The sequence below is a fragment of the Ensifer sp. GW823-FHT05D09 genome (assembly GCF_058795755.1).
This window is the reverse complement of sequence record NZ_JBXAIA010000007.1, coordinates 136,426-161,086: the sequence shown is the minus strand read 5'-3', so window position 1 is coordinate 161,086 and position 24,661 is coordinate 136,426. Positions and strand designations below refer to the sequence as shown.

Here is a 24,661-nt window from a genome sequence, read left to right as displayed (position 1 = left end):
GTCGCACGTTCAACAGAACGGGCGAAGGGTGTTGCAGCGCCTCGGTCCTGCTGCACAAGACCAGCCGGAAGAATGCCTTGAAGACCATCGCCATCGATTTCGAAACCGCCAACGAGCAGCGTGGCAGCGCATGTTCCGTCGGTCTGGCCTGGATCGAGGATGATCGTGTCGTGCGGGTCGAGGAACGGCTGATCCGCCCGAAAGACATGCGCTTTTCCTCCTTCAACATCGCCATTCACGGCATTCGCCCGGAACACGTCGAAGATGCGGGTGAATTTCCCGAGGTGATGGACGAGTTCGCCGACGACTTTCGCGGCGCGACCATGATCGCCCACAATGCGGCCTTCGATTTCAGCGTCTGGCGTTCCTGTCTCGATCTCTACCGGCAGGATTACCCGGACCTGTCCTATCTCTGTTCTGTGAAGATGGCGCAAAAGGTCTGGCCGCATCTCGGATCGCACAAGCTCAACATCCTGGCCGGCCATCTCGGCCTGACCTTCGCGCATCACAACGCAGCCGAAGACGCGGCCATCTGCGCCGAGGCGGCCCTTGCAATTACCAGATCTCTGCGCGTTTCAGAGGTCCGCGACGTCCCGGTGGCAATTGGCATGAGGCCCGGCCGATTGTTTGCCAACGGCTACGACCCCTGCACCTGCCGCAAGAAGTGATCGGCAGGCAGGCGCCCGAACGAAAAACCGTTCCAGTTGACGAGGGCCTTACGCGACCCTTGTGTAACCTTCATGGTGGCACCGCTTGTCCCGATGGATACAGAACCGGCAGCGACAGAGGCGCAAGAGGTCAGGAGCGGTCCAGACGCCGACGAAATGACGTAAGGACTTCAGCCCAGGGCTGCGGCTTCAACCGAGAGCCGGTAGCGCGTGATGAATGGCTGATCGGGATGGAAAGACAGCGAGGTCGGGCTGGCCGGCGAAGCCACCGGGTTGTCGGCCGTCGACACCGCGGGGCCGAGGTCCAGGGCCGAGCAAACCGGCTCAACGCCAAGTGCCAGATGTTTCCCGTCCCATGGATAGGCTTTCCGGCCGCGATTGCTGTACCAGAGCAGCAGACTTGGAAAATGCTCCTTCTGCCACGCGAGCCGTGCACGAAACCCCTCGTCCCGATAGTGCAAGGCGACCGTGCCGTCGACGCCGACAAGCTGCAGCAGTTCCTCGGCATTCTGGTCAAGCGGTACGGATGTCGCATCGACGGTGGTGCCGTCGCGGGCATCGACGCTCTGGAGCTTCGACCATCGGCGATCTGGCGCAAACAGGGCAGCGCCCGGCTCCACATCACCGGGAAAGCTGTGCGTCTCGTTGTACTTTCCCGGTTCGAGCCTGACGGATCCGGGGCGGGGCGTCAGGCGGAAGGTGGGGTGCAGGCCGATCGGCAACCGGCACGGTCGCCGCACCTCGATTTCGAGCGTGATATCGATCGCGGCGGCGTTCGGGTCCGGCACGATGGACCGGCGCACTTGCCTGACCGGATGGTCCTCGGGGTAGCTGCACGTCAAGACGATCTGCCGATCGCCGCAGTCGCCCCAGTTCCAATGCACGTTCGACCCGTGGCCGTGCGGCACATCCGCGCCGGCGAAAGTCTCGCCTGCATCGGACCAGCCGGTGCCAAGCGGGCGTGAACCATCGCTGCCAAACGGCACGCAAGGCCATTCGCCGCGCAATTCCTGAAGGATCGGTGGCAGCGCCGTTCTGTTCGGATCCCCGCCCCAGGGCGCCACATGCAACGGGTTGACCTGCCGCCCGTCGGGCAGCAGGAAGGTGACCGGCCCGAGCATGCCGCCCAAAGATTGTACCGCCAGGCATCCATGCGCCCAGGCCAGGCCGCGCCTTGTCGTCTCGGTCATGCCGAAACGATCCTGCCAAAACGGTTCTCCGCCAGCCCTGGAACCTCGACCCTGAGAGAGTACAGGCTACCGGCGAGCCGCTCTCCCGGTTTCGAGAGGATGCTCGCCGTCGTGACATAGAGCGTCTTCAGGTCCGCGCCGCCGAAGGTGCAGGTCGTGATGTTGGTAACCGGCATTTGGATGACCTCCGTCACCGCGCCCTCAGGCGACACGCGCGCGATGCAGCCGCCGCCGAAACGGCAGTTCCAGAGATAGCCATCGCTATCCATTGCCGAGCCATCCGGAGAACCGCGGGAGAAATCGGCAAGGAAGGCCCGTTCGTTCGAAATCGAGCCATCAACCACTGCGTAATCAAAGGCGTAGATCTCGTTTGCGAGCGTATCGGCGAAATAGAAGGTGCTGCGATCGGGGCTCCAGCACAGCGTGTTGGAAATGCCGAGCCCATGCCGCCATTCGCTCACATTTCCATCCGGTGCTATGCGGTAGAGAATGCCCTCGCCTGCTGCCGTCTCGCCAAGTTCCCCATTGGGCAGAACGTTGTTCTTCATCGACCCGACCCAAAAATGTCCGGCCGGATCGGCGCGCCCGTCGTTCAGGCGCACGCGCGGGTAACCGGGCAAGCGGAAACCATGCTCCTCGCGCCTGTCGCCCTGCGGCCACCACCAGACGAGCTTCGAGGCGAGCGCCAGAAGGAACCGGCCAGGCTCGCTTGTCAGTGATACCGCCACCACCGGCTCTTCGAACATCCAGGAGCGCACGGCACCGCTCGCCTCATCATAGCGATGGACGAGGAAGCGGTTGATGTCGCTCCAGTAGAGCACCTGCTCGGATGCCGCCCAGACGGCGCCCTCGCCGCATTTGTCACCGACCGGGGCTACACAGGTGATCGACCTCTCCATCCGCGTCTCCTATTCGGCCGCGATATCATGGACAAGCGACCGGGACGGTCCGAGCGCATGGGCGTTCTGCACCAGCGCCCGCATGTACCCAAGCGCAAACGCCTTGCCCGCATGCCAGGAGGCGGCACAGGTCATGGCCGGCGTATGGTCGGGGATCATCACGCCTTGATAGTTCTCGTCGCGCAGGATGCGGACGATTTCGGCCATGTCGATATCGCCTTCGTCGACGAATGTTTCGACGTAGCGCGGCATCTTGCCCCTGACATTGCGGAAATGGATGTAGCCGATGCGGCCCGAGCGCGCGAACCGGCGGACATGTTCGTAAATATCGCCGCCCGGCATTTCCTGCAGCGAGCCGAGGCAGAGCTCCAGCCCGTTCGATGGGGAATCGACGATCGACATCAGCCGATCGTACTTCTCCGGCCGGTTGACCAGACGGGCCGTGCCACGCAGCACTTCCGCCGGCGGGTCATCGGGATGGGCGCCGAGCATGACACCAGCCTCTTCGGCAACCGGGACGACTTCCTTCAGGAACCGGGAGAGACGGTCCCAGATCTCGGCATTGCTGACCGACACCGGCTTTGCGCCAGGCAGCCCGCGCCGATAGCGCATGTTCCAGACCATGCCGTCGGGGATCGGCGCATCCGGATCGGGCACGGCACCCGGCGCATCCTCGACGCCGAAGCCGACGGATTCCGCACCGCCGCGCGCATAGGGGCCGCGCGTCCAGCCGTAGACGCCGGCGAGCGAGAAGTTGTAGCCGATGCAGGGCACGCCCGCCTTCCCGGCATCGCGGATCAATTGCTTCAACGCCTCGATCTGCGCGCCGCGTTCCGGACCGTCGAGAAGGATGTCGTGCCAGAAGCGCGGCGAAAAATTCTCGATCGCGGCAAGCTCGAGGCCGGCAGCACGCACGTCCTGAACGAGCGCCGACAGCTCCTCATAGGTCCAGAGGCGGTCGGCCGAGCAATCGCCCCACCCACCGGTGTCGCCGCTGTCGATCTTCGGGTCCTTGCCGGCGAAATAGTTGGTCAGGTGCGCAACGATATGGGTCGCGCCGGACTGAAGTGCGAAGCGATAATTGTCGGGCGTGAGCTGTTCACGGTAGAGGCCAAGGCCGATTTTCATCTTGTTCTTTCCCTGTGCGATTATTTCACGCCGATGCCGGCGGTGAGCCCGCCGTCGATGCGGAAATCCGATCCGGTGATGAAGCCGGCACGATCGGAGGCGAGATAGGCAACGAGTTCTGCGACCTCCTCCGGCTCGCCGATGCGGCCGACCGGGTGGGCCGCACCGAAGCGGGCGAAGGCGTCCTCTTCGCTGACGCCCTCGCCGCCATAGGTGCGCGCGGCCAGCGACAACAGCGGCGTGCGAACGGAGCCTGGGCTGACGGAGTTCACCCGCACGCGGATGTCGGCGTGATCGAGCGCCATTGCGCGGGTCAGCGCATGGATGGCGCCTTTGGTGGCGACATAGGCTGCGACGTTCTGTTGGCAGTTGTGACCCTGCACCGAGGAGATGTTGACGATCGCCCCGCCGCCGCGCTTGTCCATCTCCGGGATGGCAAAGCGTCCGGTCAGATAGATAGAGCCGACATTGACGGACAGGCACCGGTTCCAGGTTTCGAAGCTGGTGTCGAGAACGGTGCCAAAGGGATGGACGGCGGCGGCGTTGACGACAATGTCGAGCCCGCCATGGCGCGATACGACGTCGGCGACGGCGGCCGCCACCTCTGCCTCGACCGACACGTCGGTCAGTCGCGAGGCCATGGCAAGGCCGCGCTCGCCGGCGATCCGGTCGAACGCCGCGTTCGCCGCGGCATCGTTGCCGCAAGCGAGAACCTTGGCGCCGGCCGTAGCAAGCCGGATCGCCGATGCCAGCCCGATGCCGGAGGTTCCGGTGATGAGCGCTATTTTTCCTGCAAATTCAGTCATGATCAGCTCCGAATTCCCCTTAGCGCACACGTTCCAGGACTTGATTGAGAAGCACGGCGCCAAGGATGATCCCGCCACGCACGACGTACTGCCAGTACTCGCTGACATTCATCAGCGTCATGCCGTTGGAGATGCAGCCGAGGAAAAGCACCCCGATCAGGGTTCCCCAGATCCGGCCCTTGCCGCCGAACAGCGAGGTGCCGCCGATGATGACGGCCGCGATCACGTCGAGTTCCATGCCGGTGGCGGTCGTGCCGGTGCCAGCGCCGATCTGCGAGGCGATCAGCGTTCCCGAAATCGCCGTCAATGCCCCGGTAAGACCGAGCGTCAGCGCCTTCACCTTCCAGATGTCGATGCCTGAAAGCCGCGCTGCCTCCATGTTGCCGCCGACCGCATAAACCTCGCGGCCGAAGCTGGTGTATTTCATCAGGAAATGCATGGCGGCGAAGGTGAGTGCGAAGATGTAGACAGGGAACGGTATGCCGAAGAGATAGCCGCCGCCGAGGAAATCGAAGCCGGCCGGAAAGGTCGACAGCGGAAATCCGCCGGTGATGAGATTGGCGACACCGCGAAGGGCGGCAAAGAGGGCGAGCGTGGTAATGAAGGTCGGCACGTTGAACCATTGCCGGAAGCGGCCGGTGAGATAGCCGAGCGAGAAGCCGACAGTGAGTGCCACGGCAAAGCCGAGGATGACCGCACTCCAGCCGCCGATTGCGTCCGTGTAGGCATCGGCGAACCAGGCGACGATGCAACCGGCCAGCGCCACCCCGGCGCCGACAGAAAGATCGATCTCGCCCGAGATGATCACCGCCGTCATGCCGAAGGCGATGATCCCCAGCATCGCCACGGTTCGCAGCACGTTGAGGATGTTGGCGGTCGAGGCAAAACCCGGTGCCATCAGGATGAGGAACAGGACCAGAGCCGCGAGGATGATCTCCATCGGGTAGGTCTTGAGCAGTCGCAGCGAGACGTTCTGTCCCCTGTCTTCTGCGGTCTGGCTGACAAGTGTCATTGGGAGGCCCCTTCCATGCATAGGCCGTAGAGTTGGGTAAGGTCGATGCTGGTGGGGTCCACCTCTGCCACCACATTGCCGTGGTGCATCACCAGAATGCGGTCGGCCACTTCGAGGACCTCCTCGAGCTCCGTCGAAACGAAGATGCTCGAAAGACCCTGCGATGCCTTCTGCCATATGATATCGAAGATCTGCCGCTTGGCCTGGACGTCGACGCCACGGCTCGGCTCGTCGAAGAACATCACCGACGGAGCCCTGTTCAGCCACTTGCCGATCACCACCTTCTGCTGGTTGCCGCCCGAGAGCGAAGACACCGGCAGTTCCGGATCGCCGCACTTGATGTGCAGGTCGGCGATCTGGCGGTCGATAAACGGCTGTTCGCGCCGGCGGGAAATGAGACCATTGCGTGCAATCGGACCGAGACTTGCCATGCACAGATTGTCGGCGGTCGGCAGCGACTGCACGAGGCCGACCTCCTTGCGGTTCTCCGGCGTATAGCCAAGGCCGGCGGCGCGCATCTGACGCGGCGTCGCCCCCGTCATCGACCGTCCCTCAAGGTGAACCGTGCCGGCATCGATCCGGTCGGCGCCGAAGATCGCGCGCATGAGTTCGGTCCGGCCCGAGCCGAGCAGACCGGCGATCCCGAGGATTTCGCCGCGATAAAGGTCGAAGGAGACGTCGTTGAAGTGACCTGCCCGGGTCAGGCCGCGTACTTGGAGCAGCGGCTTCACCCGGTCGATCGTCTGTCGCGGCGGACGCGTCGCGCGGGCGGCGTCGCCGAACATCATACCGACGATCTCGGAGGGCGAGGTCGCGCGCATCTCGACCGCGCCCATATAGTGACCGTCGCGAATGACCGTGCAGGTGTCGGCGATCTCGAAAAGCTCGCTCATCCGGTGGGTGATGTAGATCATCGTCACGCCGCGCGCCCGCAACCGCTCGATCAGCGCGAAAAGCTGCTTGACCTCTTTCGAGGCCAGCGCCGATGTCGGCTCGTCGAGCAGCAGGATCGACGGGTTGAACGACATCGCCTTGACGATCTCGACCACCTGCTGCTGCCCGACGCTGAGCGCTGAGACCGGCTGACGGGAATCGATCGAAAGTCCCATGTCGGACAGAAGGTCAGTCGCGCGGCGATGCAGCCCTTTCCAGTCGACGACGCGAAAGCCGGCACGCCTGGTGTGCGGCAGGCGACCGAGAAAGATGTTCTCGCCGACGGAGAGTTCCGGCACCAGCGACAACTCCTGGTGCACGGTCACGATACCGGCATCGAACGCATCGTGCGGCGAGGTAAATGTCTGGTCTCGTCCGTTGACGCTGATCGTGCCCGAGGTGGGTTCGGTGACGCCGGCGAGAAGCTTGATCAGCGTCGATTTGCCGGAGCCGTTCTTTCCCATCAGGGCATGAACGCGTCCCGGGGCAAAATCATGGGTAAACTCCGACAGGGCGACCGTCGGGCCGTAACGCTTCGTGACGGATCGGAATTCGAGCCGCCCTTGAGCGGCATCTGTCCGGGGTTGTGAGTAGGTCATCCGTGGTTTCCGGTTGGCGCAGCAATGGATGGGCAGGGCCAAAAGACCCCGCCCCGCAACCTTACTTCAGAGCCTTCAGGCCTTCCTTGTAGGCAGCCACGCCGTCGGCATTTGCGCGTGTGAGCGGAAGGACGGGAACATTGACCTTCGTTTCGAACGTCTTGCCTTCCAGCAGTTTCTGCGCGGCCTCGATCGCCTGCTTGCCGACCTCGAGAGGCTGCTGCGCCGTCGTCGCCTGCAGCACGTTGTCCTTGTCGAGCAGCATGTTGGCGAGCTGCTCGGAACCGTCGGTGCCGAAGACGAACACCTTGCCCTCGAGCCCGGCCTTCTTCACCGCCTGGACGGCGCCGATCGTGCCACCTTCATTGGCGGCATAGATCACCTTGATATCCGGATTGGCGGTCAGCATGTCGCTGGCAACGGCCAATGCCTTTTCGGCGAGCCAGGCATCCTGCTGGGCAACGATCTCGACCTGATCGGACACCACGTGCAGGAAGCCGTCGACGCGGGCGTTCGACTGCTCCGGCAACAGCGCCTTGAAGGCGAGGGTACCGATCTTGACCTTCGCGCCATTTCCAAGCGTCTTCAGGAACGGAGCGGCCGCCTCGCCGGTGCCGATGCCGATATCCCGATCCGAACTCGTCACCGTTGCCTGGGCGACATCGCCATTGGCCGACGTGCCGTAGGTGACGACGGTGATGCCGGCATCGCGCGCCTTCTTGAGGGCCGGAACGGAAGCGTCGGCCGAAAGCGGCGCGACAACGATCGAGTTGACGCCGCGGGCAATATAGGTGTCGATCAGCTGCGCTTCTTTTTCGAGCTTGCTGTCGCTGTTTCCGGCGAGAAGCTCGTCACCGGCCGCTTCCGCCGCCTTCTCCATGCCGATCTGGATACCGCGGAAATACTGGTCCTGCTGGAAGACAATGCCGGCGATGGCCTTGCCATCAGCAAGGGCGGCATTGGGTGCGAAGCTGGCGCTCACCAGAAGGGCTGCGAGCGTCAGGACGTGGCGTTTTGCAATGATCATTTTGGGTCTCCTCCCCGATGCCCTTGATCGTATTGCCGGACCCGCGGGCATAGGGGCCGGTGCTGACTGAATGCTGAAAACGATGCCGCCTATGTCTTGATCGCAGCGGGTTGGGCGCCCGATGGCGCACCGACGAATTTGAGGCCGAATTCGAGATGACGGCTCATGAGATAGGCGTAGGCAATCCGGTCGCGCGCTCTCAGCGCATCGATGATTTCGGCATGGGCCTCGTAGGTCGCCGACTGCACCGGCCGCTCCGCCTTGCCCAGACGCATGACCTCTTCGATCACCGAGCGCATCATCCGGTAGGCGGCGAGCGTCGTCCTGTTGCCTGAGAGTTCGACGATCGCCTCGTGGAATTCGTAGTCGTAGCGAGCCGCTTCCTCGACGCTCTCAGCCGTCCGGATCCGGGCGTTGGCCGCTTCCAGCCTGTCGAGGTCGGTTTCGCTTGCATGAAGGATGATGTGATCGCCGACGCCGGTCTCGATGATGCGGCGGAAGCCTTGAAGGTCGCGAAAGGAATCGGGCGATATGCCATTGTGAAAGGCAAAGAGCCGGCGGATCGCCTCGCCGTGACCGCCACTGATGACGGCGCCGACCTTGGGCCGCGTCTCGACAAGCCCATAGGCGCGCAAAACCTGCAGCGCCTCACGCACCGTGTTGCGCCCCGCCTGAAACTGTTCGCCGAGATCGCGCTCGGTCGGCAGCGCGTCGCCAATGCCGAGACCGCGTTCGGCGATCAGATCCCTGATCTGCTCGACGAGCCTGTCGACCGCCGACGTCTTGCCGACCTCAGCTGGCTCGACGCCTGTCGAATGCTCCGGTTTTGCGGAATTGTGCGCCACGCTCTCCTCCTTTGCGTTGTTCTATTTGTTGGTCCAGATTGGAAAACATGTCAAGCACCCTGCGGCGATTTCAGCGTCACTAGGAAGAATTCGGCATTATCCGCTCATTTTTACTTGAATTTATCTCTGCGTCGCTCCTTAATGCATCATCTGGTCCAACAATAAAGATCATCATCGAGATCGCAGGAGTTCAGAAATGAGGCCGATGGAAGAGTGCTTTCGCTGGTATGGCCCCGACGACCCGGTGCCGCTCAGCCATATCCGGCAGGCGGGGGCGACGGGCATCGTCACTGCGCTCCACCACGTCTATGACGGCTCACCCTGGTCCGACGATCAGATCCTGAAGCACAAGGCGCTGATCGAGACGGCAGGTTTGCGCTGGAGTGTGGTCGAGAGCATTCCGGTGCACAATTCGATCAAGCTCAAATCATCGGACAGCGCACGCTACGTCGGCTGGTACAAGGACACGATGCGGGCGCTTTCGCGCTGCGGCATTCGCACGGTCTGCTATAACTTCATGCCGGTGGTCGACTGGACCCGCACAGAACTCATGCACCCGCTGCCAACAGGTGGATACGCGCTGCGCTTCGATGCCATCGATTTCGCCGCCTACGATCTCTTCGTCTTGAAGCGGCCGGGCGTCGAGCAAAGCTATTCGCCGGCCCAGATCGAAGCGGCACAGGCGCGCTTTGCTGCGATGACCCCTGCAAAGATCGAACGGATCGAACGCAACCTGATTGCCGGCCTGCCGGCATCGGAGCGCAAGTTCGATCGCGCTGGCTTTCTCGGAGCACTCGCGGAGTACGATGGCGTCAGCGCCGAGGACCTGCATGAAAACCTCGCGCACTTCCTGCGCGAGATCGTCCCGGTGGCCGAAGAGATCGGGGTAAAACTCTGCATCCACCCCGACGATCCGGCCTTCCCGCTCTATGGCCTGCCGCGGATCGTTTCCACGGCCAATGATGCGCGCCGCATCCTGGCGGCGGCCGACAGCCCCGCCAACGGCCTGACCTTCTGCACAGGATCCTACGGCACCCGCGCCGAAAATGACCTGCCCGCGATGGTGCGCGAGTTTGGCTCGCGCATTCATTTCGCCCATCTGCGCAACGTCCAGCGCGAAGCGGACGGCTCGTTTCATGAGGCCGACCATCTTGGCGGATCGAGCGATATCCCGGCCGTCATCCTCGCTCTCCTTGAGGAGCAGGAGCGCCGCCACGCTTCCGGACGCGACGACTGGCAGATTCCCGTTCGCCCAGACCATGGGCATCTGCTCGCCGACGATATCGGCAAAGAACGGATCAACCCCGGTTACTCGCTCATTGGCCGTCTGAAGGGGCTCGCCGAAATTCGCGGCGTGATGCAGGGCATTTCTGCGGCCAGGGCCGCACAGAACGGACAGGTGACACGATGAAGACTTTTGAGAACGATGCCGATTTGTTCGCGGCCATGCGAAGCCGGCTTTTTACCGCCGTGGTCGGCGACATCCTGGACACGATGGGGCTGCAGCACCAGTTCCTGCCGCCGCGGATCAAGGCCCTGCGTGACGACATGGTGGCAATCGGCCGTGCCATGCCGGTGCTGGAGGCGGATTTCTTTACGACCGCGAGCAACGGCGGCCACGCCGAGATCAGCGCCAAGCCATTCGGCCTGATGTTCCATGCCCTCGACAGCCTGAAACCCAACGAAATCTACGTCTGCGCAGGCTCCTCGCCACGTTATGCTGTCTGGGGTGAACTGATGTCGACGCGCGCAATCCAGCTGAAGGCTGCGGGCGCGATCTGCGATGGTTATTGCCGGGACAGCGGCGGTATCCTGGCCCTGGACTTTCCGACGTTCTGCTATGGATCCTATGCCCAGGATCAGGGTCCGCGCGGCAAGGTGGTGGATTACGCCGTCCCGATCGAGATCGGCAGCATCCGCATCCGGCCCGGCGACATCCTCTTCGGCGATCGCGACGGCGTACTCGTTATCCCGCGCGAGGCGGAACAGGAGGCGATCGCCCTCGCCTTCGAAAAGGCCGAGACGGAAAACAAGGTTCGCCTGGCGATTGAGGCCGGCATGAGCACGGTCGAGGCGTTCGAGCGCTTCGGCGTCATGTAGTCGGCGAGGGCAGGAACCGCGACGGTACCCGCGTTCATGGGCGAAAGGCCCTGCCTGCCCCCAACGCCGGACTTTGCTATCACGGCGACCGTCTAAGACAGGGGGTTGGTCAGCCGTCGAGGATACCGGCGGATTTAGGGATGCGATGTGTAACGGGCAACATTCCTGCTCGTCTGGTAGATATGGGCAAAGTGGCACACAGGATCAGACCAGCGATATGAACGACGCCCTCACCATGCTCGGCTCCCGCACCCATACGGCCGAGGCGCAGCCTTCCTCCGCAGGCTTCCACGTCTTCGCCGACGGCTCGTACGAACCGAGCTCCGGCGAGGGCGGCTGGGCATTTGTCGTCTATCACGATGGAACGGAGATCGCGTCCGAGTTCGGTGGCGCCCGGCGTTCCGCCGACAACACGATGGAGCTGACAGCGCTGCTCAAGGCTACGCTGTGGGTCAACGGCAACGCGTCTGCCAAGAGCGCAATTGTCTGGTCCGATTGCGTTTACGCGGTCAATGGCTGCAACAGCTGGCGCTTGATCTGGAAGAACAACGGCTGGAAGAAAATTGTCCCGAATGCGAGGGTCCGGAGCCGAAGAATAGCGAATGCCGAGCTTTGGATGGCGATCGACCTTCAGCTCTCAAGCAACCCCGAACTGACTGTCGCCTGGTGCAAGGGCCATTCCGGGCTCGTCGGCAACGAGCGCGCAGACAGGTTTGCGGCGCTTGGGCGCCAATCTGCCCGGACCGGCGCTCGCTGATCCCGCAAATGTCTTTCGCCAGCATGGTCGCGCCAATCGCGACGGTGCTCGGAAACGCTAGTGACAGACTCGCACATTGTGGGACATCGTGGTCTCGGCATCGGCCGATCTCGTCGACGACAGATGGACGAGCGTAATGCCAAGCTCGAGAAGAAGCTCAGCAGACTTGATATCTTGGGCCGCAAGATTGTCAGTGTATCCGCGGATCGTGCAGGCGACGCATTTCGAGTGGGCCGCGAAACGGATGTCGCCCAGATCCTCCGCCTCTTCGGCAACGGCCTCCAGTGCTCCGGCGACCGTTTCCAGCATGCCGTACCGCTCACACGCACTCATGTCTTCCAGCGTCTTTGGGATCCCGATCATGTTATCTCCTTCGCGCCCGGCAGGATAAACTGCGGCGCTGGCATCACGTCGAATTCAGGTGTTGGTCTAGATATGGAGATCGCAGCGTCCATTAGCAAATCATGTCGGCCATGCGACTGCTGCATGACAGGCGCCGGCAGTTCAGTTCGAACCGGAGACCGCTTCAGCCGGGTTTCATCTTTACGCGTGCGTGCTATCAGATCGGACGGCCTCAATTTTGCCTGCGCAGATTGTCGGGCTGGAGATGCGTTGACCCGCAAAGCAGAGGCATGTTCGAATTGACCGCCCCATTTCCCTTGCACGCGCCGGACCAGGTGGAAGACGCCGGTAGGCCGGTCACGTCGCCTTCGACCGTGGAACCGTGAACGTGAGTAGCGGCCTCCTGAAATCCGGGCTCTTCGCTACGGCGCTGTGGCTCGCCGCGGTCCTGGCCTTTGCGTTTTATTCCGTCGAAGCGTCGCGGCAGCGCCTCGGCGATGAACTGACGACTGCGGGCCGGACCTTGCACCGCTTGATATCCCAGCGCGCGGCGCAGCACGACGCACATATGACCAGCCTGATCGCGCTTGCCGATGACACCGAACCGGCACGGCTGGACGCCACCCGGCAGGTAATGGAGAGCGTTGCGCGGTTTTATCCGCGCATCGCCTGGCTCGCACTCGTTTCGCTCGATGAGAAGATCGGGAACGAAGCGACGCTGACGGCTCAAAGTGGCAATGCACTCGAACCGCTGATCCAAGTCCCCTTCGGCAAAGGCGAGGATCTTTCGCCGCTGCGCGACGCGATCTCACAACAACAGCCCGGCAAGGTCTCGGCCTATGTCGGCCGAGACGGCCATTATCTACTGGCCAAAAGGGCGCAAGCGCCATCGGACACCGCGCTGGTACTTTCCATCGATGCGCGCCATTTGCTGGAGCCGGAAGAGCGGCCGCGATGGGCGCATCTGACGCTCACGCTCGACAACCATCTCCTGGTCGACCTGCCTGCCGAGGCGACAGCCGGCGCAGCCGTCTCCTTCGTCGCGCCTGCCCATTTCGAATCGACGATCGACAGCGCCAGTCAAAGGATCTCGCTATCGCTCGACCGGCCGATGCCGACCGACGCACTCCTGCCGATCAGACAGCTGATCGGCTTTGCCGCCATGGCCGGACTGGCGTCCTTTGCGCTGATGTTTGCGCTTCGCCAGCGGGCTGCCGTCCAGAAATCCCGAATGTCGACCGAGGAGGCCGAGGCCCGCGCGCTGTTGCAGGAGCGACAGGCGCTTCTTGCGCACGCCTCGCGCGTCAACGCCATGGGCGAGCTCGCGTCGGGCATCGCGCATGAACTGACGCAACCCCTGACGGCGATGCTGAGCCGCAGCCAGGCAGCACTCCGATTGGCCAGCGCCGACAAGCCCGATATCGGGCTGATCTCCGAGGCGCTTGAGGTCAATGTCCGCGAGGCGAAACGGGCGGGTGAGATGCTGAGGCGGATGCGCGATTATGCCTCCAACCGAACGCCGGAGCCTGTCACAAGCGCGATCAACGAAATCGTTGCCGAAATCGCAGCGCTGACCGGTGCCGATCTTCAGGGGCGCGGCATCCGGCTCAAACTCGATCTGACGAAGGAGGCGCTTCTGGCCGACGTCGACCCGATCGAGCTGGAGCAGGTGCTGCACAATCTGATCCGCAACGCGGCCGATGCGCTGGAGGACGCGAAGACTGCAGACCCGTTGGTCGAAATCGAGACACGAGCCATTGGTGACGAGATGAAGATCATCGTTCGCGATAACGGGCCCGGGATCGCCGCAACTGCGTTTCCCAAACTGTTTCAACCCTTTTTTACGACCAAGGCCGATGGCATGGGTCTGGGGCTCTCGCTGTGTGCGACATTGGTGGAGCGCGTCGATGGCCGAATTGAAGCGGAGAATGCTCCAGATGGCGGGGCATGGTTTACGATTACGCTGCCACGCACGGGGAAACGAGAGACGCTGTGAGCAAATACCGGGTCTATCTGATCGACGACGATGAGGCGGTACGGGCTGCTATCGCCTTTCTGCTGCGCACCTACGGCATCGATGTCGAGACGTTTGGCGATCCCCAGACTTTCCTGACGCATGTCGACGAGGAGAGACCGGGCTGCCTTCTTGTCGATCTTCGCATGCCGCTGGTTTCGGGGCTGCAACTGCATGCAAAGCTGGCCGAGCGCGGCATTGACTGGCCGACGATCATGATCACCGGCCATGGCGACGTCGCAGCCTGTCGGCGCGCCTTCAAGGCGGGGATCCAGGACTTCCTGACCAAACCGGTCGACGGTGAAGTGCTGGTGGAGGCTCTGCAGCAGGCATTCGCCAGCTTCGACGCGCGGCTCGAAAAGCGCGAGGCACGACTGCAGCTGGCCCGATTGACCGAGCGCGAGCGCGAAGTCCTCGACATGGTCGCCATGGGCTGGGCGAGCAAGGAGATCGCGGCGGCGCTCAACATCTCGGCACGGACAATCGATGCGCACAGGGCCAAGATCGCCGACAAGCTCGGCACCAGCTCAGTGGCCGAGTTCGTTCGGTTGACGATGGCGGAGAAGGGGTCGGCATAGGTTGTCCTACCTATGCCGGGTGGTGGCATCGCGGATTCTGCCGCTCGGGCTGATTGGGTAGTGCTGGTTTCGGAAAAGCGAAACGCTTCCTCCGGAACAAGGATAGGAACCACGCCATGATCAAGACCCTCCTCGCAACGGCTTGCGCACTCGTCGTCGTCAGCGGCACCGCAAAGGCCGAACTGCTCACCGAAAAGAACATCCCGTCGAGCCTTGCCGTCGAGATCGCTGTGAATGCCGTTCAGGCCTGCGCCGCCGACAAGTACAATGTGACGGCAGCGGTGGTCGATCGCGCCGGCGTGCTGCGCGCGCTCGTGCGCGCCGACAATGCCGGCCCTCACACGGTTGGGGCGGCGCGCGCCAAGGCGTTCACGTCGGCATCCTCGCGCACGCCGACCTCGAAAATGGCCGAGAACGTCGCCAAGAACCCGGCAGCCGCCGAACTGGTCAACATCGAAGGCTTCCTGGTGCTTGCCGGCGGCGTCCCGATCAAGGCCGGTGACGTCACCATCGGTGCGATCGGCGTGGGTGGCGCTCCCGGCGGTAATCTCGATGAGGCTTGCGCCGCCGCTGCCATCGAAAAAGCTTCCGGACAGCTGAAGTAATCTGAAACCACCGGTGGCCGGCTCTCCCGGCCAAGATCGTCGCGATCCCCCAGGACGGTTGCACCGCCCTGGGGCGGAAGCGTGTGGGCGATCCGGGGTCGCCCGGCACCGGCCAGTGGCGCTGAGGCGGCCTGCGACAACCAAGATGTTCTGGATCGGAACGGTGCCGCCGCGTGCGCAGAGGCCTGCCGATAGACCGGCGACAGTAACGTGTTGCCGACGAGCAACATATCCGTGACGATATAATTGCAATTCGAAATTGCGCCTTGCCGTGCCGGCAATCCCATGCGAGGTTACATTGTCTGCAACCCACACTGAAGGAGGCGTGAGATGACATATACTCTCTTTAATATGCGCACTTCTGGTGGAACCGTTGCTGTACTCCGGATGCACCGTGCATCCTGCTTTGCCCCGTCGGGTTCACAAAGCGCCTGAACGCTGGCCTTCAACGGCCCGGCATTTCCCAACTGACCTAACGTTACCGGCCCATGACGCGACGAATCGCGTCCAAGCCCAAATCAACTTTTAGAGGACCCGATCGCGTCGCAGCGTCGGGATAAACACATGCGTGAGACATCTTTGCCTGTTGCCGGCACTCTGCCGGCAGCCCTCGACGACCTGTGCCGTACGTTCGGCATCTGGAAAACAACAACCGGCCTCGTTCGGGCGGCCTGGCGGCATCACCGGCTGGTCAACCAGGCGACCGGCCTCTCCAACAGGATGCGCCGCGATATCGGGCTTCCCGAAATCGACGAACCGCCCGACGACCCCTGGATCGCTGCCTGGGCATCGCCCCGGTGGGCTCCGGCCGTCCGTATCAACTGACCTGATGCATCAACCGTCAAACCCGTCAGGGTGAGACGGTTGATGCCGCTCATGCAACACGGGCGCGACGCCAGTCGTGCCCGTGGCCTGCCCTTGCTACAGCAACGCAGCCCGTGCCGAGCACCAGGTACCGCGCAGCGGGCTCGCACCTGAGGTCCAAATCAACCCCATGTCAGGGGATCGAGACGCAGGTAGAAATCCAGACGCCCGAGATCGGGCATGGCGATGCCGAGCGCCTCGAACAAGATTGCGGTCGCCCGTTGTGCCTGATCCAGCTCAGTCCAGCTTTCACCGGCGTTGGCGGTCATCAGCGCCAGGTCAGCGTAACGGTCCGCCGTTCCCAGACGCCCGAGATCGATCATGCCGGTGCAGCGAAGGGTCTGAGGGTCGATCATGAAGTTCGGCATGCAAGGATCGCCGTGGCAGACCACCCGGTCCCTCGCCTCTTGCTCGAGGCGAACTGCAAGTTCCCGCTCCACCCGTGCCAGCAAGTCTGTCGCGGGCGTCTGCCGGTCGTCGTCGGACAGGAAATCGGGATTGACGGCATTCCGCCCGACCACGTCTGCGGCGCGCGCAAACATCGGCGCAAGGCTGCGATCGAAAGGACATTGACCGGTATCCAGCGCATGGAGCGCTCCAAGTTGCCGGGCCATGGAGGGCCAGGCCTGCAGCAAGTCGGCCGCCGAAAGCGCGGCGGCCGGCACGCCTTCGATTGCCGAAATGACCAGGCATGCACCGCACTCGGCGATATGCCAATCGATCACTTCAGGGACGAGTATGCCTTTGCCCTGCAACCACAGGAGCCGATCGCGTTCCCCGGAAAGCTCTTCGGAGCGGAGAGCCGTTGCGACTTTGGCGTAGGCGTGCCCGTCGCCGCGGCGGTAGACGAAATCTCCGGACTCGCCGGTCATGACAGGCTTCCATTCGAAGGGCAAACGCCCGAGCAATTCCTGTGTCCAACTCAAAGCGACGGCTCCCACGGTCTTGAAACGGCTTGTGTTAGCTGGGTGCCGCCAGCAAAGATTGCAACCATGGAACGACCGATAAGTTCGGCGTCATCGGCTGCCTTCCGCACTGATGCAGCTGCTGCCGATGACGGCTTGCAATGAAATGGCCACCGGTGGTCGACAGATGGTTGTCCGACCGAGCGGCAAGGCTCAAACACATGACAAGGGACGGAAATGAACCAGGCGCTCGCACTCATCGCTCTTGTCGTCCGTGACTACGACGAAGCGATCGACTTCTATGTGAACACGCTGAAGTTCGTCCTGGTGGAGGATAGCTACCAACCGGAACAGGACAAGCGCTGGGTTGTCGTCAAGCCTGCAGGTGACGGCAATACCTCCTTGCTTCTTGCGCGTGCGTCCAATGCCCATCAGCAGGACTATATCGGCGACCAGGCGGGAGGACGGGTCTTTCTCTTCCTGCGAACCGACGACTTCTGGCGCGACTACAAAGCTCTCGCGGCGCGACGCGTCGAATTCGTGAGGGAACCCAAGGAGGCGCCCTACGGGACTGTCGCGGTCTTCAAGGACCTCTACGGCAACCTTTGGGATCTTGTTCAGTTTACGGACGGCAGGGCCTGAGCGGCAGCCGAAGGCAAGACGGCGCAACAGAATATGGCGTTCGTGCCCGTCGATCCTGCGATCAGGCCGGACGGTGAAGCGTCCGATTTCAGGTCGCGGTTTTCCCGCGAGTCGGGCTTGACTTAATCATAGCTCGCCGGTTATGGATTAAACCCATAGCCAGCGAGTTATTGAATTGCCATGCCACTGCCACACGAAATCCTGTTCAAGACACTTGCCGACCCAACGCGGCGGGCCATTTTTGAACGGCTCTGCCGCGAAGGCGACCAGACCGTCGGGGCGCTTACGGCGCATGCGGGGATTTCGCAGCCGGCGGTTTCCAAACACCTGGGGGTGCTGAAGCGCGCCGGCTTGGTCAAGGACCGGCACGAGGGCCGGCTGACGCATTACAGCGCTGAACTCGGCGCGCTTGACCCGCTGGTCGGCTGGGCAAAAGAGATGACCGGGTTCTGGCAGAACCGTTTTGACGACCTTGAAGACCTGCTCAAAAGGATGGATCAATGATCGAAACTGCAACCGAAACGCTCACCGTCGTCGTTGAACGGGAAGTGCCCTATCCGGCCGAAAAAATCTGGCGCGCGCTGACCCAGCCGCACCTGATCGAGGAGTGGCTGATGAAGAATAATTTTAAGCCAGACCAGGGCCACCGTTTCAATCTCACGGCCGACTGGGGCGCGGTAGATTGCCAGGTGCAGACAGTCGAGGCCAACAGGTCGCTGTCCTACACCTGGGACACCAAGGACCTGAAGAGCGTCGTCACCTGGACGCTCACGCCGACGGGCGCCGGCACCCACCTGCGCATGGAGCAATCCGGTTTCCGGCCGGACCAGCAGCCCTACTATCACGGTGCGCAGGCTGGATGGCCAAGGTTCGTTTCGGCCCTCGAGCAGGTCTTGGAGCGGCTGGACTGACGATCTGTACCGCGCCGCGTGTTCGTGCCGGGCGGATCATCCGATCCGTTCCGGCTGGTACGTTGAGGATATGCCAATGAACTGGAACAATTGCATACGACAGGTCCACCGCTGGACGTCTCTTGTCTTTGCGGCGGTGGTCTCCGCCATCTTCGCCACCCTGGGGATAGGCAAGCAGCCGGCCGAGTGGGTCTATTTCCTGCCGCTTTTTCCGCTCGCGATCCTGCTGACCACCGGCCTTTACATGTTCTTGCTGCCCTATCTTGGCCGACGGCATTCGGCGGGTTAGGAGCACGCGGCATGGCCGGCAAGACGACAAAGCCATCGGAGAAGCCGACGGCCAAGAAAGCCAAACCTGACGGGGCGGCTCCGGTTGCGCCCAGCGAAGTCCCACTGCTGTCCGGCGGCAATCCGCAGATCGCCAAGGGCCATGGCGACGCCCCCGTCCAAGCTTACATCGCGGCGATGCCGGGCTGGAAGAGCGATGCCGGGCGGCGGCTGGACGCGCTGATCGAACGCGCCGTCCCCGGCGTCTGCAAGGCTGTAAAATGGAACTCTCCCCTCTATGGCCTTGAGGGCGAGGGCTTTTTCCTCGGCATCCACGTCTTCACCAAGTACATCAAGGTGGCGTTCTTCCGCGGCGCGTTGCTCGATCCGGTTCCGCCCGGCCAGTCGAAGCAGAAGGACGTGCGCTATCTCGACATTCGCGAGAACGACGATCTCGATGAAGAGCAATTCGTCGACTGGGTTAGGCAAGCGAGCCAATTGCCCGGTGAACGCATGTGACAATCGCCAGCGTTAACGCTCCATTAAGCATAGCGAGAATGCAGCCGTCCTACAGGCTTGGGAACGCGCGGGGCTTCACCTAAGTACACGCTCCTCACCCGATGCTGGGTGATTTGCCCGATGCCGGGTGATTTGATGGAGTGACATGATGTCAATGGAAAATGAGGCCGCCGCGCAGGCGCTGGCGCTCGATCGATCGGTCAGCGATGCCGAAATCAATATCGCCATCTCCCATGCACAAAACGCCATCGAGGCCGCGGGTGAGACCCAGTCCCCGGGGTTGCGCCGCGCGCTGCAGGTCAAGGATGCGCTCGAAGGCGCGCTGCGGCTGCGCGGCCGGGCTATTGGCCTGTGATCTCATGAATTCCGCAGGCTGAATGGCCGTCGCACAGGTCGCCAACACTGCGCACGGCCGATAGGCTCCGCACCGTCAAACAGGATCTACGATGCAACTGATGTCCATGCCGGCTGTTGCCGGCATATCCCTGGGCGTTGCGATCGCCACCATCTTCTCCCGCAAGCATCGTGGAAAACCCGGTGGCGAGAGAACCCTCGCCGCCCTGGGAAGTTTCCTGGCAACGCTTCTCGGACTGCTCGCTCTCAACTTCGGGATCTTCTGCTTGCAGCAATCCTAGATGCCGCGCACTGAAGACGCGGTCGGTCTGGCTGCTCACATCTCCCGTGCACAGCAATATCGCCGCGCTGGACACCCTCGTCGTCAGGCGACCGCTCTGAGTGCCGGATCGGGAATGGGGACTGCAGCCATCAATGCCCGCGTATAGGGCTCCTGCGGATCTTCGAACACGGCCCGGCGCGTGCCCATCTCGACGATGCGGCCCGCGCGCATGACGGCGACGTAGTGCGACATGCGTTCGATCACAGCCATATCGTGAGAGACGAAGAGGTAGGCAAGGCCCATCGTCTCCTGCAGTTCCAGCATCAGGTCCAGCACGCGGGCACGCACCGAGACGTCGAGTGCAGCAACGCTTTCGTCGGCAACAATCAGCTTCGGGTTGACGGCGAGTGCCCGGGCAATGCAGATGCGCTGGCGCTGGCCGCCAGAAAACTCGTGTGGATAGCGGCTGGCTGCATCCGGCCCGAGCCCGACGCGCCGCAGAAGATCGGCAACCCGATCGTCCTGCTCGCTCCTGTTGCCGATACCGTGGATGATCAACGGCTCGGCGATCGCCGCGCCGACCGCCATGCGTGGATCGAGCGAGGCATAGGGGTCCTGAAAGATCATCTGCGCCGAGCGCCGAACTGGCCGCATTTGGCGCTGGCCGAGCGGGCCTATATCGCAGCCATCGACGAGAACCTCGCCGCTGAACGGCACCAGCCCGAGTACCGCCTTGCCGGTGGTCGACTTGCCCGACCCACTTTCGCCAACCAGCCCCAGGGTCTGGCCGGGCAGGATCTCGAAGGATACGTCGCTGACCGCCGGGCGGCTCTCCTTGGCTTTCGAGAACCAACCCGCTTTCTTGCCGTAGTCAACCTCAAGGCCGCGCACCAATAGCACCGGGCTTGCCGTCTCCGGGTTCCCGACCAGCGGCTCAGACCCCACGCGCGGTGGTCCATCGGTGCCGGCATGGGCGCCCAATCTCGGCACCGCCGCCAGAAGCTCGCGGGTGTAAGGTGCCCTTGGCGTCTCAAAGATCGGTAGCACCCCGCCCTGCTCGACCACCCTGCCCTGCTGCATGATGACGACGCGGTCGGCCATTTGGGCGACCACGCCCATGTCATGGGTGATCAGGATGATCGAGGCGCCGAACTCCTGCTTCAATTCCTTCATCAGCTTCAAGATCTGGGCCTGCACTGTCACGTCGAGCGCCGTCGTCGGTTCGTCGGCGATCAGCACCTTCGGCCGGCAGGAGAGCGCCATGGCGATCATCACGCGCTGGCGCATGCCGCCCGAGAGTTCATGCGGATATTGCGTCAACCGTCGCGCCGGCTCGGTGATGTGCACGGCATCGAGCATGCGCAGTGCCACCGCCTCGGCCGAAACACCTTCCGAGCCCTGGTGCTCGCGGATCGCCTCGGTCAGCTGAGCGCCGATCGACATCACAGGATTGAGCGATGTCATCGGTTCTTGAAACACCATGGCGACATCGCCGCCGCGCACGCTGCGCATGGCGGAATTCGAAAGGCGCGAAAGCTCGCGTCCTTCGAGCTGGATGTTGCCGGACGCAATCCGCAGCGATGCCTTCGGCAGCAATCCCATGATCGCCAGCGACGTGACGGACTTTCCCGATCCGCTCTCGCCGGCAATGCACAGCGTTTCGCCGAGCTTCAGGTCAAAGCTGACTTCGTCGAGCACGCGCTTGGCGCCATCGGGCGTTCGTGCATCGACACACAGTCTGTCGACACGGAGAACCGGCGGGGGAGCGGATTGGGATGCTGTCACGAAAAGACGATCCTCGGGAAGTAGAAGGACACGACCCAGTTCGGGGCGTCGACGATTTCGCTGATCCTGAGATCGCCGCAGACCGAGCAGAGCAGATAGGCATCGACCGGGCTCAATCCATGCTCGGCGCCGAGCAGGTCGATCATGCGCATCAGGCTTTCGCGCGCGCCGGTCATCAGATCGGGACCGATGCCGGTGGTAACCTCGTAGCCTGCGGCGTCGAGATGGCGGGTGACCGGCCCCGGCGTTGTGAAGCGCGGACTTGCGAGACGCGCATCCTTGACGAGTTCGATGGTCGCATCGACCTCCATCTGGCTCTCGATGGCGGTGCCGCAGACTTCGCCGTCGCCCTGCGCCGCGTGCGTGTCGCCGATCGAAAACAGCGCACCCTCGACCTCGACGGGCAGATAGAGCGTCACGCCCGAGGTCAGGTCGCGAATATCGAGATTGCCGCCGACCCGACGCGGCGGCACGACGGAATGCAGACCCGGTTCGGCCGGCGCCACGCCGATCGTGCCGGCAAAGGGTTTGAGCGGAACGCGACCGCCCGGGCCGTAAAGCGCCGGCGCCATGCTGATGGCGTCATAGGACCACATGTGCAGCGCCGGCTCGCTGAACTGGTCGGCAAGCAGGCCGAAGCCCGGAATATTGGCGGTCCAGCCGACGCCGGAAGGGACGAAGCGGCGGATCGTCACCTTCAACGCGTCGCCGGGTGCAGCACCCTCGACAAAAACAGGACCGGTCACCGGATTGATCCGGTTGAAATCGAGCTTTGCCAGCGTCTCGAGCGTCGAGCCCGCACCCAACTGTCCGCCCGACGAATCCAGGCACTCGAAATGAATGGTCTCGCCCGGCTTGGCGATCAATGTCGGTTCAAAATCGCGGTTCCAGCCGAAGTGGTGTTTGGCGCGGTGAATGGTATGGGTGCAGGCAACGCACATTTTTCTCTCCCCAGATGATAAGAGGCTCCCCGGACATCGAGGTCCGGAGAGCCCAAGGGCTTATTGCTTCACGTAGATCGCGTCGTAGTTGATGACGCGGGTCGGATCGACGTAGATCTCGCCGGCACCGCCCATGCGCGGCGACTTGGCGACGACCCGGCGTTCGTTGGTCACCGGCACCCAGGGCGCATCCGCCATGATGTCGGTGAAGATCTTGCCCCACGCCGCCTGGCGCTCGCCAGCCTTGGCCGGATCCGACATGGAATCGGCAGCAACCGCGCGTGCGTCGAGATCTTCGTTGCAATACCAGGACCAGTTCCAGCCGCCCTGGACAGCACCCGAGCAGCCGAGGATCGGACCGTAGAAGTTGGACGGATCCGGGAAGTCGGCGATCCAGGCCATGCCGCCCGACCAGATCATCGGTGCTTCGCCTTCGGTGCCGCCGGCAGCAATCACGTTGGCCTGGGCCAGAGCGCGAACCTCGGCCTTGATGCCGACGGCTGCCAGATCCTGCTGGATCGCCTGGGCGATGCGCGGCTGCGGATCGGTGTTGGTGGAATAGAGGATCGTCTCGAAGCCATCGGGGTGGCCGGCTTCGGCGAGCAGGGCCTTCGCCTTTTCGACGTCGAAGGCGTAGCCGGTGAAGGCCTTGTCGTAGCCCGGCATCAGCGGCGGCAGCGGCTGGTTGGCGGGCGTTGCCCGGCCGTTGAGGATGCGAGTGATGCGTTCCTTGTTGATCGCCATGTTGACAGCCTGACGCACCTTGACGTCGTCGAAGGGCTTGACCTTGGTGTTGAGCGTCACATAGCCGGTGTGCAATTGCTGGCCGTCGACGATGATCTCGGCGCCCTCGGGCGAGTTCTTGATCTCGAGGAACTTTGCCGGCGGAATGCCGTCGCCGGCGATGTCGACCTCGCCTTTCTGCAGGCGAAGAAGCGCGACCAGCGGCTCCTGCCCGACTTCGACGGTGAACTTGTCGATGTGCGGCATGTCCTTGATGAAATAATCCGGATTGCGCTCAAAAGTCAGGCTCTGGCCGACGGTCCAATCCTTCAGGATGAAGGTGCCCGAGCCGACCGGCTTCTTGCCGAAATCGCCGGCGGCGGCTTCGACCGCTTCCTTCGGCACGACGGAGGCGAAGTTGACGGCGAGAACATGCAGGAAGGTCGCATCGGGGCGCGACAGGCGGAAGACCACCGTCGACGCGTCCGGTGCCTCGATGCCTTCGAGCGTCGTCGTCTTGCCGCCGGTGACGTCGTCGAAGCCCTTGATCGCGCCGAAGAAGCCGGCGCCGGGCCCTTGCGTCTTCGGATCGACGGCGCGCTCGATCGAATACTTCACGTCGTCAGCGACGATTTCGCGGCCGTTGGTGAACTTCGCGCCCTTGCGCAGCTTGAACGTATAGGTCAGGCCATCGGGCGCGACCTCGAAGCTTTCGGCAAGCGACGGCACCAGTTCCGTGGTGCCGGGCGTGTAATCCATCAGCCGCGAGAACAGGCTCTTGATCATCGACCAGTTGACCCAGTCGTAGCCGATGGCCGGATCGAGCGTGGCGATGTCGTCCTTGTAGGTGATGACGATATCGCCGCCCTGCTTTGGCGCGTCCTGCGCGAAGGCAGGTAGCGGCGCAAGCATCAGCGCCGTTGCGACTGTTGAATTTCGAAGCCAGCTTTTGAACATTGTTGTTCCCCTTTTTGGTTGCTGCATA

The 24,661-nt window shown here is 62.9% G+C and carries 28 protein-coding genes; 15 read left to right on the top strand and 13 right to left on the bottom strand.

The window, feature by feature from the left end; translation table 11 throughout:
- Positions 1-77: 77 nt before the first annotated feature.
- The gene (locus AC1Q80_RS20285; RefSeq protein WP_173421288.1) at positions 78-668 is read left to right on the top strand and encodes a 3'-5' exonuclease; all 591 of its coding nucleotides are present in this window, start codon (positions 78-80) and stop codon (positions 666-668) included.
- A 170-nt stretch (positions 669-838) separates the two neighbouring features.
- Here AC1Q80_RS20285 and AC1Q80_RS20280 read toward each other — a convergent pair whose 3' ends face one another.
- The 8 genes from AC1Q80_RS20280 to AC1Q80_RS20245 all read right to left on the bottom strand — a co-directional run bounded on the left by AC1Q80_RS20280 (position 839) and on the right by AC1Q80_RS20245 (position 9,107).
- Positions 839-1,858 (bottom strand): hypothetical protein, encoded by a 1,020-nt coding sequence (locus tag AC1Q80_RS20280; RefSeq protein WP_492361598.1) that lies wholly within the window; start codon positions 1,856-1,858, stop codon positions 839-841.
- Positions 1,855-2,757 (bottom strand): SMP-30/gluconolactonase/LRE family protein, encoded by a 903-nt coding sequence (locus AC1Q80_RS20275; RefSeq protein ID WP_492361597.1) that lies wholly within the window; start codon positions 2,755-2,757, stop codon positions 1,855-1,857. Before AC1Q80_RS20275 ends, AC1Q80_RS20280 begins: the two co-directional genes overlap by 4 nt.
- Before the next feature lie 9 nt (positions 2,758-2,766).
- A complete protein-coding gene (locus AC1Q80_RS20270) occupies positions 2,767-3,885 on the bottom strand; it encodes a mannonate dehydratase (protein ID WP_209788888.1) in 1,119 nt (372 codons plus the stop codon).
- 20 nt (positions 3,886-3,905) lie between these two features.
- Entirely contained in the window at positions 3,906-4,691 is a 786-nt protein-coding gene (locus AC1Q80_RS20265) for an SDR family NAD(P)-dependent oxidoreductase (protein ID WP_492361596.1), read from the bottom strand.
- Between the two features lie 19 nt (positions 4,692-4,710).
- A complete protein-coding gene (locus AC1Q80_RS20260; protein WP_209788883.1) occupies positions 4,711-5,703 on the bottom strand; it encodes an ABC transporter permease in 993 nt (330 codons plus the stop codon).
- Positions 5,700-7,235: a sugar ABC transporter ATP-binding protein gene (locus tag AC1Q80_RS20255; protein WP_492361595.1), complete on the bottom strand. Its 1,536-nt coding sequence runs from the start codon at positions 7,233-7,235 to the stop codon at positions 5,700-5,702. Before AC1Q80_RS20255 ends, AC1Q80_RS20260 begins: the two co-directional genes overlap by 4 nt.
- 61 nt (positions 7,236-7,296) lie before the next feature.
- Positions 7,297-8,262 carry a substrate-binding domain-containing protein gene (locus tag AC1Q80_RS20250; protein WP_492361594.1) on the bottom strand — a complete coding sequence of 322 codons (966 nt, stop codon included), beginning with the start codon at positions 8,260-8,262 and terminating at the stop codon, positions 7,297-7,299.
- Between the two features lie 89 nt (positions 8,263-8,351).
- Complete coding sequence (locus tag AC1Q80_RS20245; protein ID WP_173421280.1) at positions 8,352-9,107, bottom strand: FCD domain-containing protein; 756 nt, start codon at positions 9,105-9,107, stop codon at positions 8,352-8,354.
- Between the two features lie 205 nt (positions 9,108-9,312).
- On the opposite strand from AC1Q80_RS20245, the gene uxuA reads away from it, so the two are divergent.
- From uxuA to AC1Q80_RS20230, 3 genes are all read left to right on the top strand, one after another.
- Complete coding sequence (uxuA, locus tag AC1Q80_RS20240) at positions 9,313-10,518, top strand: mannonate dehydratase (protein ID WP_492361725.1); 1,206 nt, start codon at positions 9,313-9,315, stop codon at positions 10,516-10,518.
- Positions 10,515-11,207 carry an RraA family protein gene (locus AC1Q80_RS20235; RefSeq protein ID WP_492361593.1) on the top strand — a complete coding sequence of 231 codons (693 nt, stop codon included), beginning with the start codon at positions 10,515-10,517 and terminating at the stop codon, positions 11,205-11,207. The genes uxuA and AC1Q80_RS20235 overlap by 4 nt, the downstream gene beginning before the upstream one ends.
- Before the next feature lie 217 nt (positions 11,208-11,424).
- A complete protein-coding gene (locus AC1Q80_RS20230) occupies positions 11,425-11,964 on the top strand; it encodes a ribonuclease H family protein (protein WP_492361592.1) in 540 nt (179 codons plus the stop codon).
- A gap of 57 nt (positions 11,965-12,021) precedes the next feature.
- On the opposite strand, the gene AC1Q80_RS20225 is transcribed toward AC1Q80_RS20230, so the two are convergent.
- Positions 12,022-12,327 (bottom strand): hypothetical protein, encoded by a 306-nt coding sequence (locus AC1Q80_RS20225; RefSeq protein ID WP_492361591.1) that lies wholly within the window; start codon positions 12,325-12,327, stop codon positions 12,022-12,024.
- A gap of 367 nt (positions 12,328-12,694) precedes the next feature.
- On the opposite strand from AC1Q80_RS20225, the gene AC1Q80_RS20220 reads away from it, so the two are divergent.
- From AC1Q80_RS20220 to AC1Q80_RS20205, 4 genes are all read left to right on the top strand, one after another.
- A complete protein-coding gene (locus tag AC1Q80_RS20220) occupies positions 12,695-14,302 on the top strand; it encodes a sensor histidine kinase (protein WP_492361590.1) in 1,608 nt (535 codons plus the stop codon).
- Positions 14,299-14,898, top strand: coding sequence for a response regulator transcription factor (locus tag AC1Q80_RS20215; protein WP_327795817.1), 600 nt, complete (start codon positions 14,299-14,301; stop codon positions 14,896-14,898). Before AC1Q80_RS20220 ends, AC1Q80_RS20215 begins: the two co-directional genes overlap by 4 nt.
- 116 nt (positions 14,899-15,014) lie before the next feature.
- Positions 15,015-15,503, top strand: a complete 489-nt coding sequence (locus tag AC1Q80_RS20210; RefSeq protein ID WP_492361589.1) for a GlcG/HbpS family heme-binding protein — start codon at positions 15,015-15,017, stop codon at positions 15,501-15,503.
- Between the two features lie 564 nt (positions 15,504-16,067).
- Positions 16,068-16,328 carry a DUF1127 domain-containing protein gene (locus tag AC1Q80_RS20205; RefSeq protein WP_492361588.1) on the top strand — a complete coding sequence of 87 codons (261 nt, stop codon included), beginning with the start codon at positions 16,068-16,070 and terminating at the stop codon, positions 16,326-16,328.
- A gap of 161 nt (positions 16,329-16,489) precedes the next feature.
- Here AC1Q80_RS20205 and AC1Q80_RS20200 read toward each other — a convergent pair whose 3' ends face one another.
- Positions 16,490-17,293, bottom strand: coding sequence for an APH(3'') family aminoglycoside O-phosphotransferase (locus AC1Q80_RS20200; protein ID WP_492361587.1), 804 nt, complete (start codon positions 17,291-17,293; stop codon positions 16,490-16,492).
- 216 nt (positions 17,294-17,509) lie between these two features.
- Between AC1Q80_RS20200 and AC1Q80_RS20195 the strand changes: the two genes are divergently transcribed.
- From AC1Q80_RS20195 to AC1Q80_RS20165, 7 genes are all read left to right on the top strand, one after another.
- Positions 17,510-17,914 carry a VOC family protein gene (locus tag AC1Q80_RS20195; RefSeq protein ID WP_492361586.1) on the top strand — a complete coding sequence of 135 codons (405 nt, stop codon included), beginning with the start codon at positions 17,510-17,512 and terminating at the stop codon, positions 17,912-17,914.
- Positions 17,915-18,094: 180 nt separating this feature from the next.
- On the top strand, positions 18,095-18,418 hold the full coding sequence (locus AC1Q80_RS20190) for an ArsR/SmtB family transcription factor (protein ID WP_173421271.1): 324 nt from the start codon (positions 18,095-18,097) through the stop codon (positions 18,416-18,418).
- Complete coding sequence (locus AC1Q80_RS20185; protein WP_209788855.1) at positions 18,415-18,825, top strand: SRPBCC family protein; 411 nt, start codon at positions 18,415-18,417, stop codon at positions 18,823-18,825. The genes AC1Q80_RS20190 and AC1Q80_RS20185 overlap by 4 nt, the downstream gene beginning before the upstream one ends.
- A gap of 76 nt (positions 18,826-18,901) precedes the next feature.
- Positions 18,902-19,114, top strand: a complete 213-nt coding sequence (locus tag AC1Q80_RS20180) for a hypothetical protein (RefSeq protein WP_209788852.1) — start codon at positions 18,902-18,904, stop codon at positions 19,112-19,114.
- A gap of 11 nt (positions 19,115-19,125) precedes the next feature.
- Positions 19,126-19,611 (top strand): DUF1801 domain-containing protein, encoded by a 486-nt coding sequence (locus tag AC1Q80_RS20175; RefSeq protein ID WP_209788849.1) that lies wholly within the window; start codon positions 19,126-19,128, stop codon positions 19,609-19,611.
- 154 nt (positions 19,612-19,765) lie between these two features.
- A complete protein-coding gene (locus tag AC1Q80_RS20170) occupies positions 19,766-19,966 on the top strand; it encodes a hypothetical protein (protein WP_173421267.1) in 201 nt (66 codons plus the stop codon).
- A gap of 91 nt (positions 19,967-20,057) precedes the next feature.
- Entirely contained in the window at positions 20,058-20,246 is a 189-nt protein-coding gene (locus AC1Q80_RS20165) for a hypothetical protein (protein ID WP_209788846.1), read from the top strand.
- An 83-nt stretch (positions 20,247-20,329) separates the two neighbouring features.
- Here AC1Q80_RS20165 and AC1Q80_RS20160 read toward each other — a convergent pair whose 3' ends face one another.
- The 3 genes from AC1Q80_RS20160 to AC1Q80_RS20150 are packed head-to-tail and all read right to left on the bottom strand — an operon-like array spanning position 20,330 to position 24,633.
- Complete coding sequence (locus AC1Q80_RS20160; protein WP_492361585.1) at positions 20,330-22,012, bottom strand: ABC transporter ATP-binding protein; 1,683 nt, start codon at positions 22,010-22,012, stop codon at positions 20,330-20,332.
- Entirely contained in the window at positions 22,009-22,953 is a 945-nt protein-coding gene (locus AC1Q80_RS20155) for an acetamidase/formamidase family protein (RefSeq protein ID WP_492361584.1), read from the bottom strand. Before AC1Q80_RS20155 ends, AC1Q80_RS20160 begins: the two co-directional genes overlap by 4 nt.
- A 60-nt stretch (positions 22,954-23,013) precedes the next feature.
- Positions 23,014-24,633: an ABC transporter substrate-binding protein gene (locus tag AC1Q80_RS20150; protein WP_492361583.1), complete on the bottom strand. Its 1,620-nt coding sequence runs from the start codon at positions 24,631-24,633 to the stop codon at positions 23,014-23,016.
- Between the last annotated feature and the right edge of the window lie 28 nt (positions 24,634-24,661).

What these genes read in the sequence shown, in the direction of transcription:
- AC1Q80_RS20170 (WP_173421267.1), top strand. Translation starts at nt 19,766, where the DNA reads ATGGAAAATGAGGCCGCCGCGCAGGCGCTGGCGCTCGATCGATCGGTC.
- AC1Q80_RS20150 (WP_492361583.1), bottom strand. Translation starts at nt 24,633, where the DNA reads ATGTTCAAAAGCTGGCTTCGAAATTCAACAGTCGCAACGGCGCTGATG.
- AC1Q80_RS20180 (WP_209788852.1), top strand. Translation starts at nt 18,902, where the DNA reads ATGAACTGGAACAATTGCATACGACAGGTCCACCGCTGGACGTCTCTT.
- AC1Q80_RS20205 (WP_492361588.1), top strand. Translation starts at nt 16,068, where the DNA reads ATGCGTGAGACATCTTTGCCTGTTGCCGGCACTCTGCCGGCAGCCCTC.
- uxuA (WP_492361725.1), top strand. Translation starts at nt 9,313, where the DNA reads ATGGAAGAGTGCTTTCGCTGGTATGGCCCCGACGACCCGGTGCCGCTC.
- AC1Q80_RS20250 (WP_492361594.1), bottom strand. Translation starts at nt 8,262, where the DNA reads ATGATCATTGCAAAACGCCACGTCCTGACGCTCGCAGCCCTTCTGGTG.
- AC1Q80_RS20265 (WP_492361596.1), bottom strand. Translation starts at nt 4,691, where the DNA reads ATGACTGAATTTGCAGGAAAAATAGCGCTCATCACCGGAACCTCCGGC.
- AC1Q80_RS20210 (WP_492361589.1), top strand. Translation starts at nt 15,015, where the DNA reads ATGATCAAGACCCTCCTCGCAACGGCTTGCGCACTCGTCGTCGTCAGC.
- AC1Q80_RS20190 (WP_173421271.1), top strand. Translation starts at nt 18,095, where the DNA reads ATGCCACTGCCACACGAAATCCTGTTCAAGACACTTGCCGACCCAACG.
- AC1Q80_RS20255 (WP_492361595.1), bottom strand. Translation starts at nt 7,235, where the DNA reads ATGACCTACTCACAACCCCGGACAGATGCCGCTCAAGGGCGGCTCGAA.
- AC1Q80_RS20225 (WP_492361591.1), bottom strand. Translation starts at nt 12,327, where the DNA reads ATGATCGGGATCCCAAAGACGCTGGAAGACATGAGTGCGTGTGAGCGG.
- AC1Q80_RS20165 (WP_209788846.1), top strand. Translation starts at nt 20,058, where the DNA reads ATGCAACTGATGTCCATGCCGGCTGTTGCCGGCATATCCCTGGGCGTT.
- AC1Q80_RS20235 (WP_492361593.1), top strand. Translation starts at nt 10,515, where the DNA reads ATGAAGACTTTTGAGAACGATGCCGATTTGTTCGCGGCCATGCGAAGC.
- AC1Q80_RS20270 (WP_209788888.1), bottom strand. Translation starts at nt 3,885, where the DNA reads ATGAAAATCGGCCTTGGCCTCTACCGTGAACAGCTCACGCCCGACAAT.
- AC1Q80_RS20275 (WP_492361597.1), bottom strand. Translation starts at nt 2,757, where the DNA reads ATGGAGAGGTCGATCACCTGTGTAGCCCCGGTCGGTGACAAATGCGGC.
- AC1Q80_RS20195 (WP_492361586.1), top strand. Translation starts at nt 17,510, where the DNA reads ATGAACCAGGCGCTCGCACTCATCGCTCTTGTCGTCCGTGACTACGAC.
- AC1Q80_RS20175 (WP_209788849.1), top strand. Translation starts at nt 19,126, where the DNA reads ATGGCCGGCAAGACGACAAAGCCATCGGAGAAGCCGACGGCCAAGAAA.
- AC1Q80_RS20185 (WP_209788855.1), top strand. Translation starts at nt 18,415, where the DNA reads ATGATCGAAACTGCAACCGAAACGCTCACCGTCGTCGTTGAACGGGAA.
- AC1Q80_RS20280 (WP_492361598.1), bottom strand. Translation starts at nt 1,858, where the DNA reads ATGACCGAGACGACAAGGCGCGGCCTGGCCTGGGCGCATGGATGCCTG.
- AC1Q80_RS20260 (WP_209788883.1), bottom strand. Translation starts at nt 5,703, where the DNA reads ATGACACTTGTCAGCCAGACCGCAGAAGACAGGGGACAGAACGTCTCG.
- AC1Q80_RS20155 (WP_492361584.1), bottom strand. Translation starts at nt 22,953, where the DNA reads ATGTGCGTTGCCTGCACCCATACCATTCACCGCGCCAAACACCACTTC.
- AC1Q80_RS20230 (WP_492361592.1), top strand. Translation starts at nt 11,425, where the DNA reads ATGAACGACGCCCTCACCATGCTCGGCTCCCGCACCCATACGGCCGAG.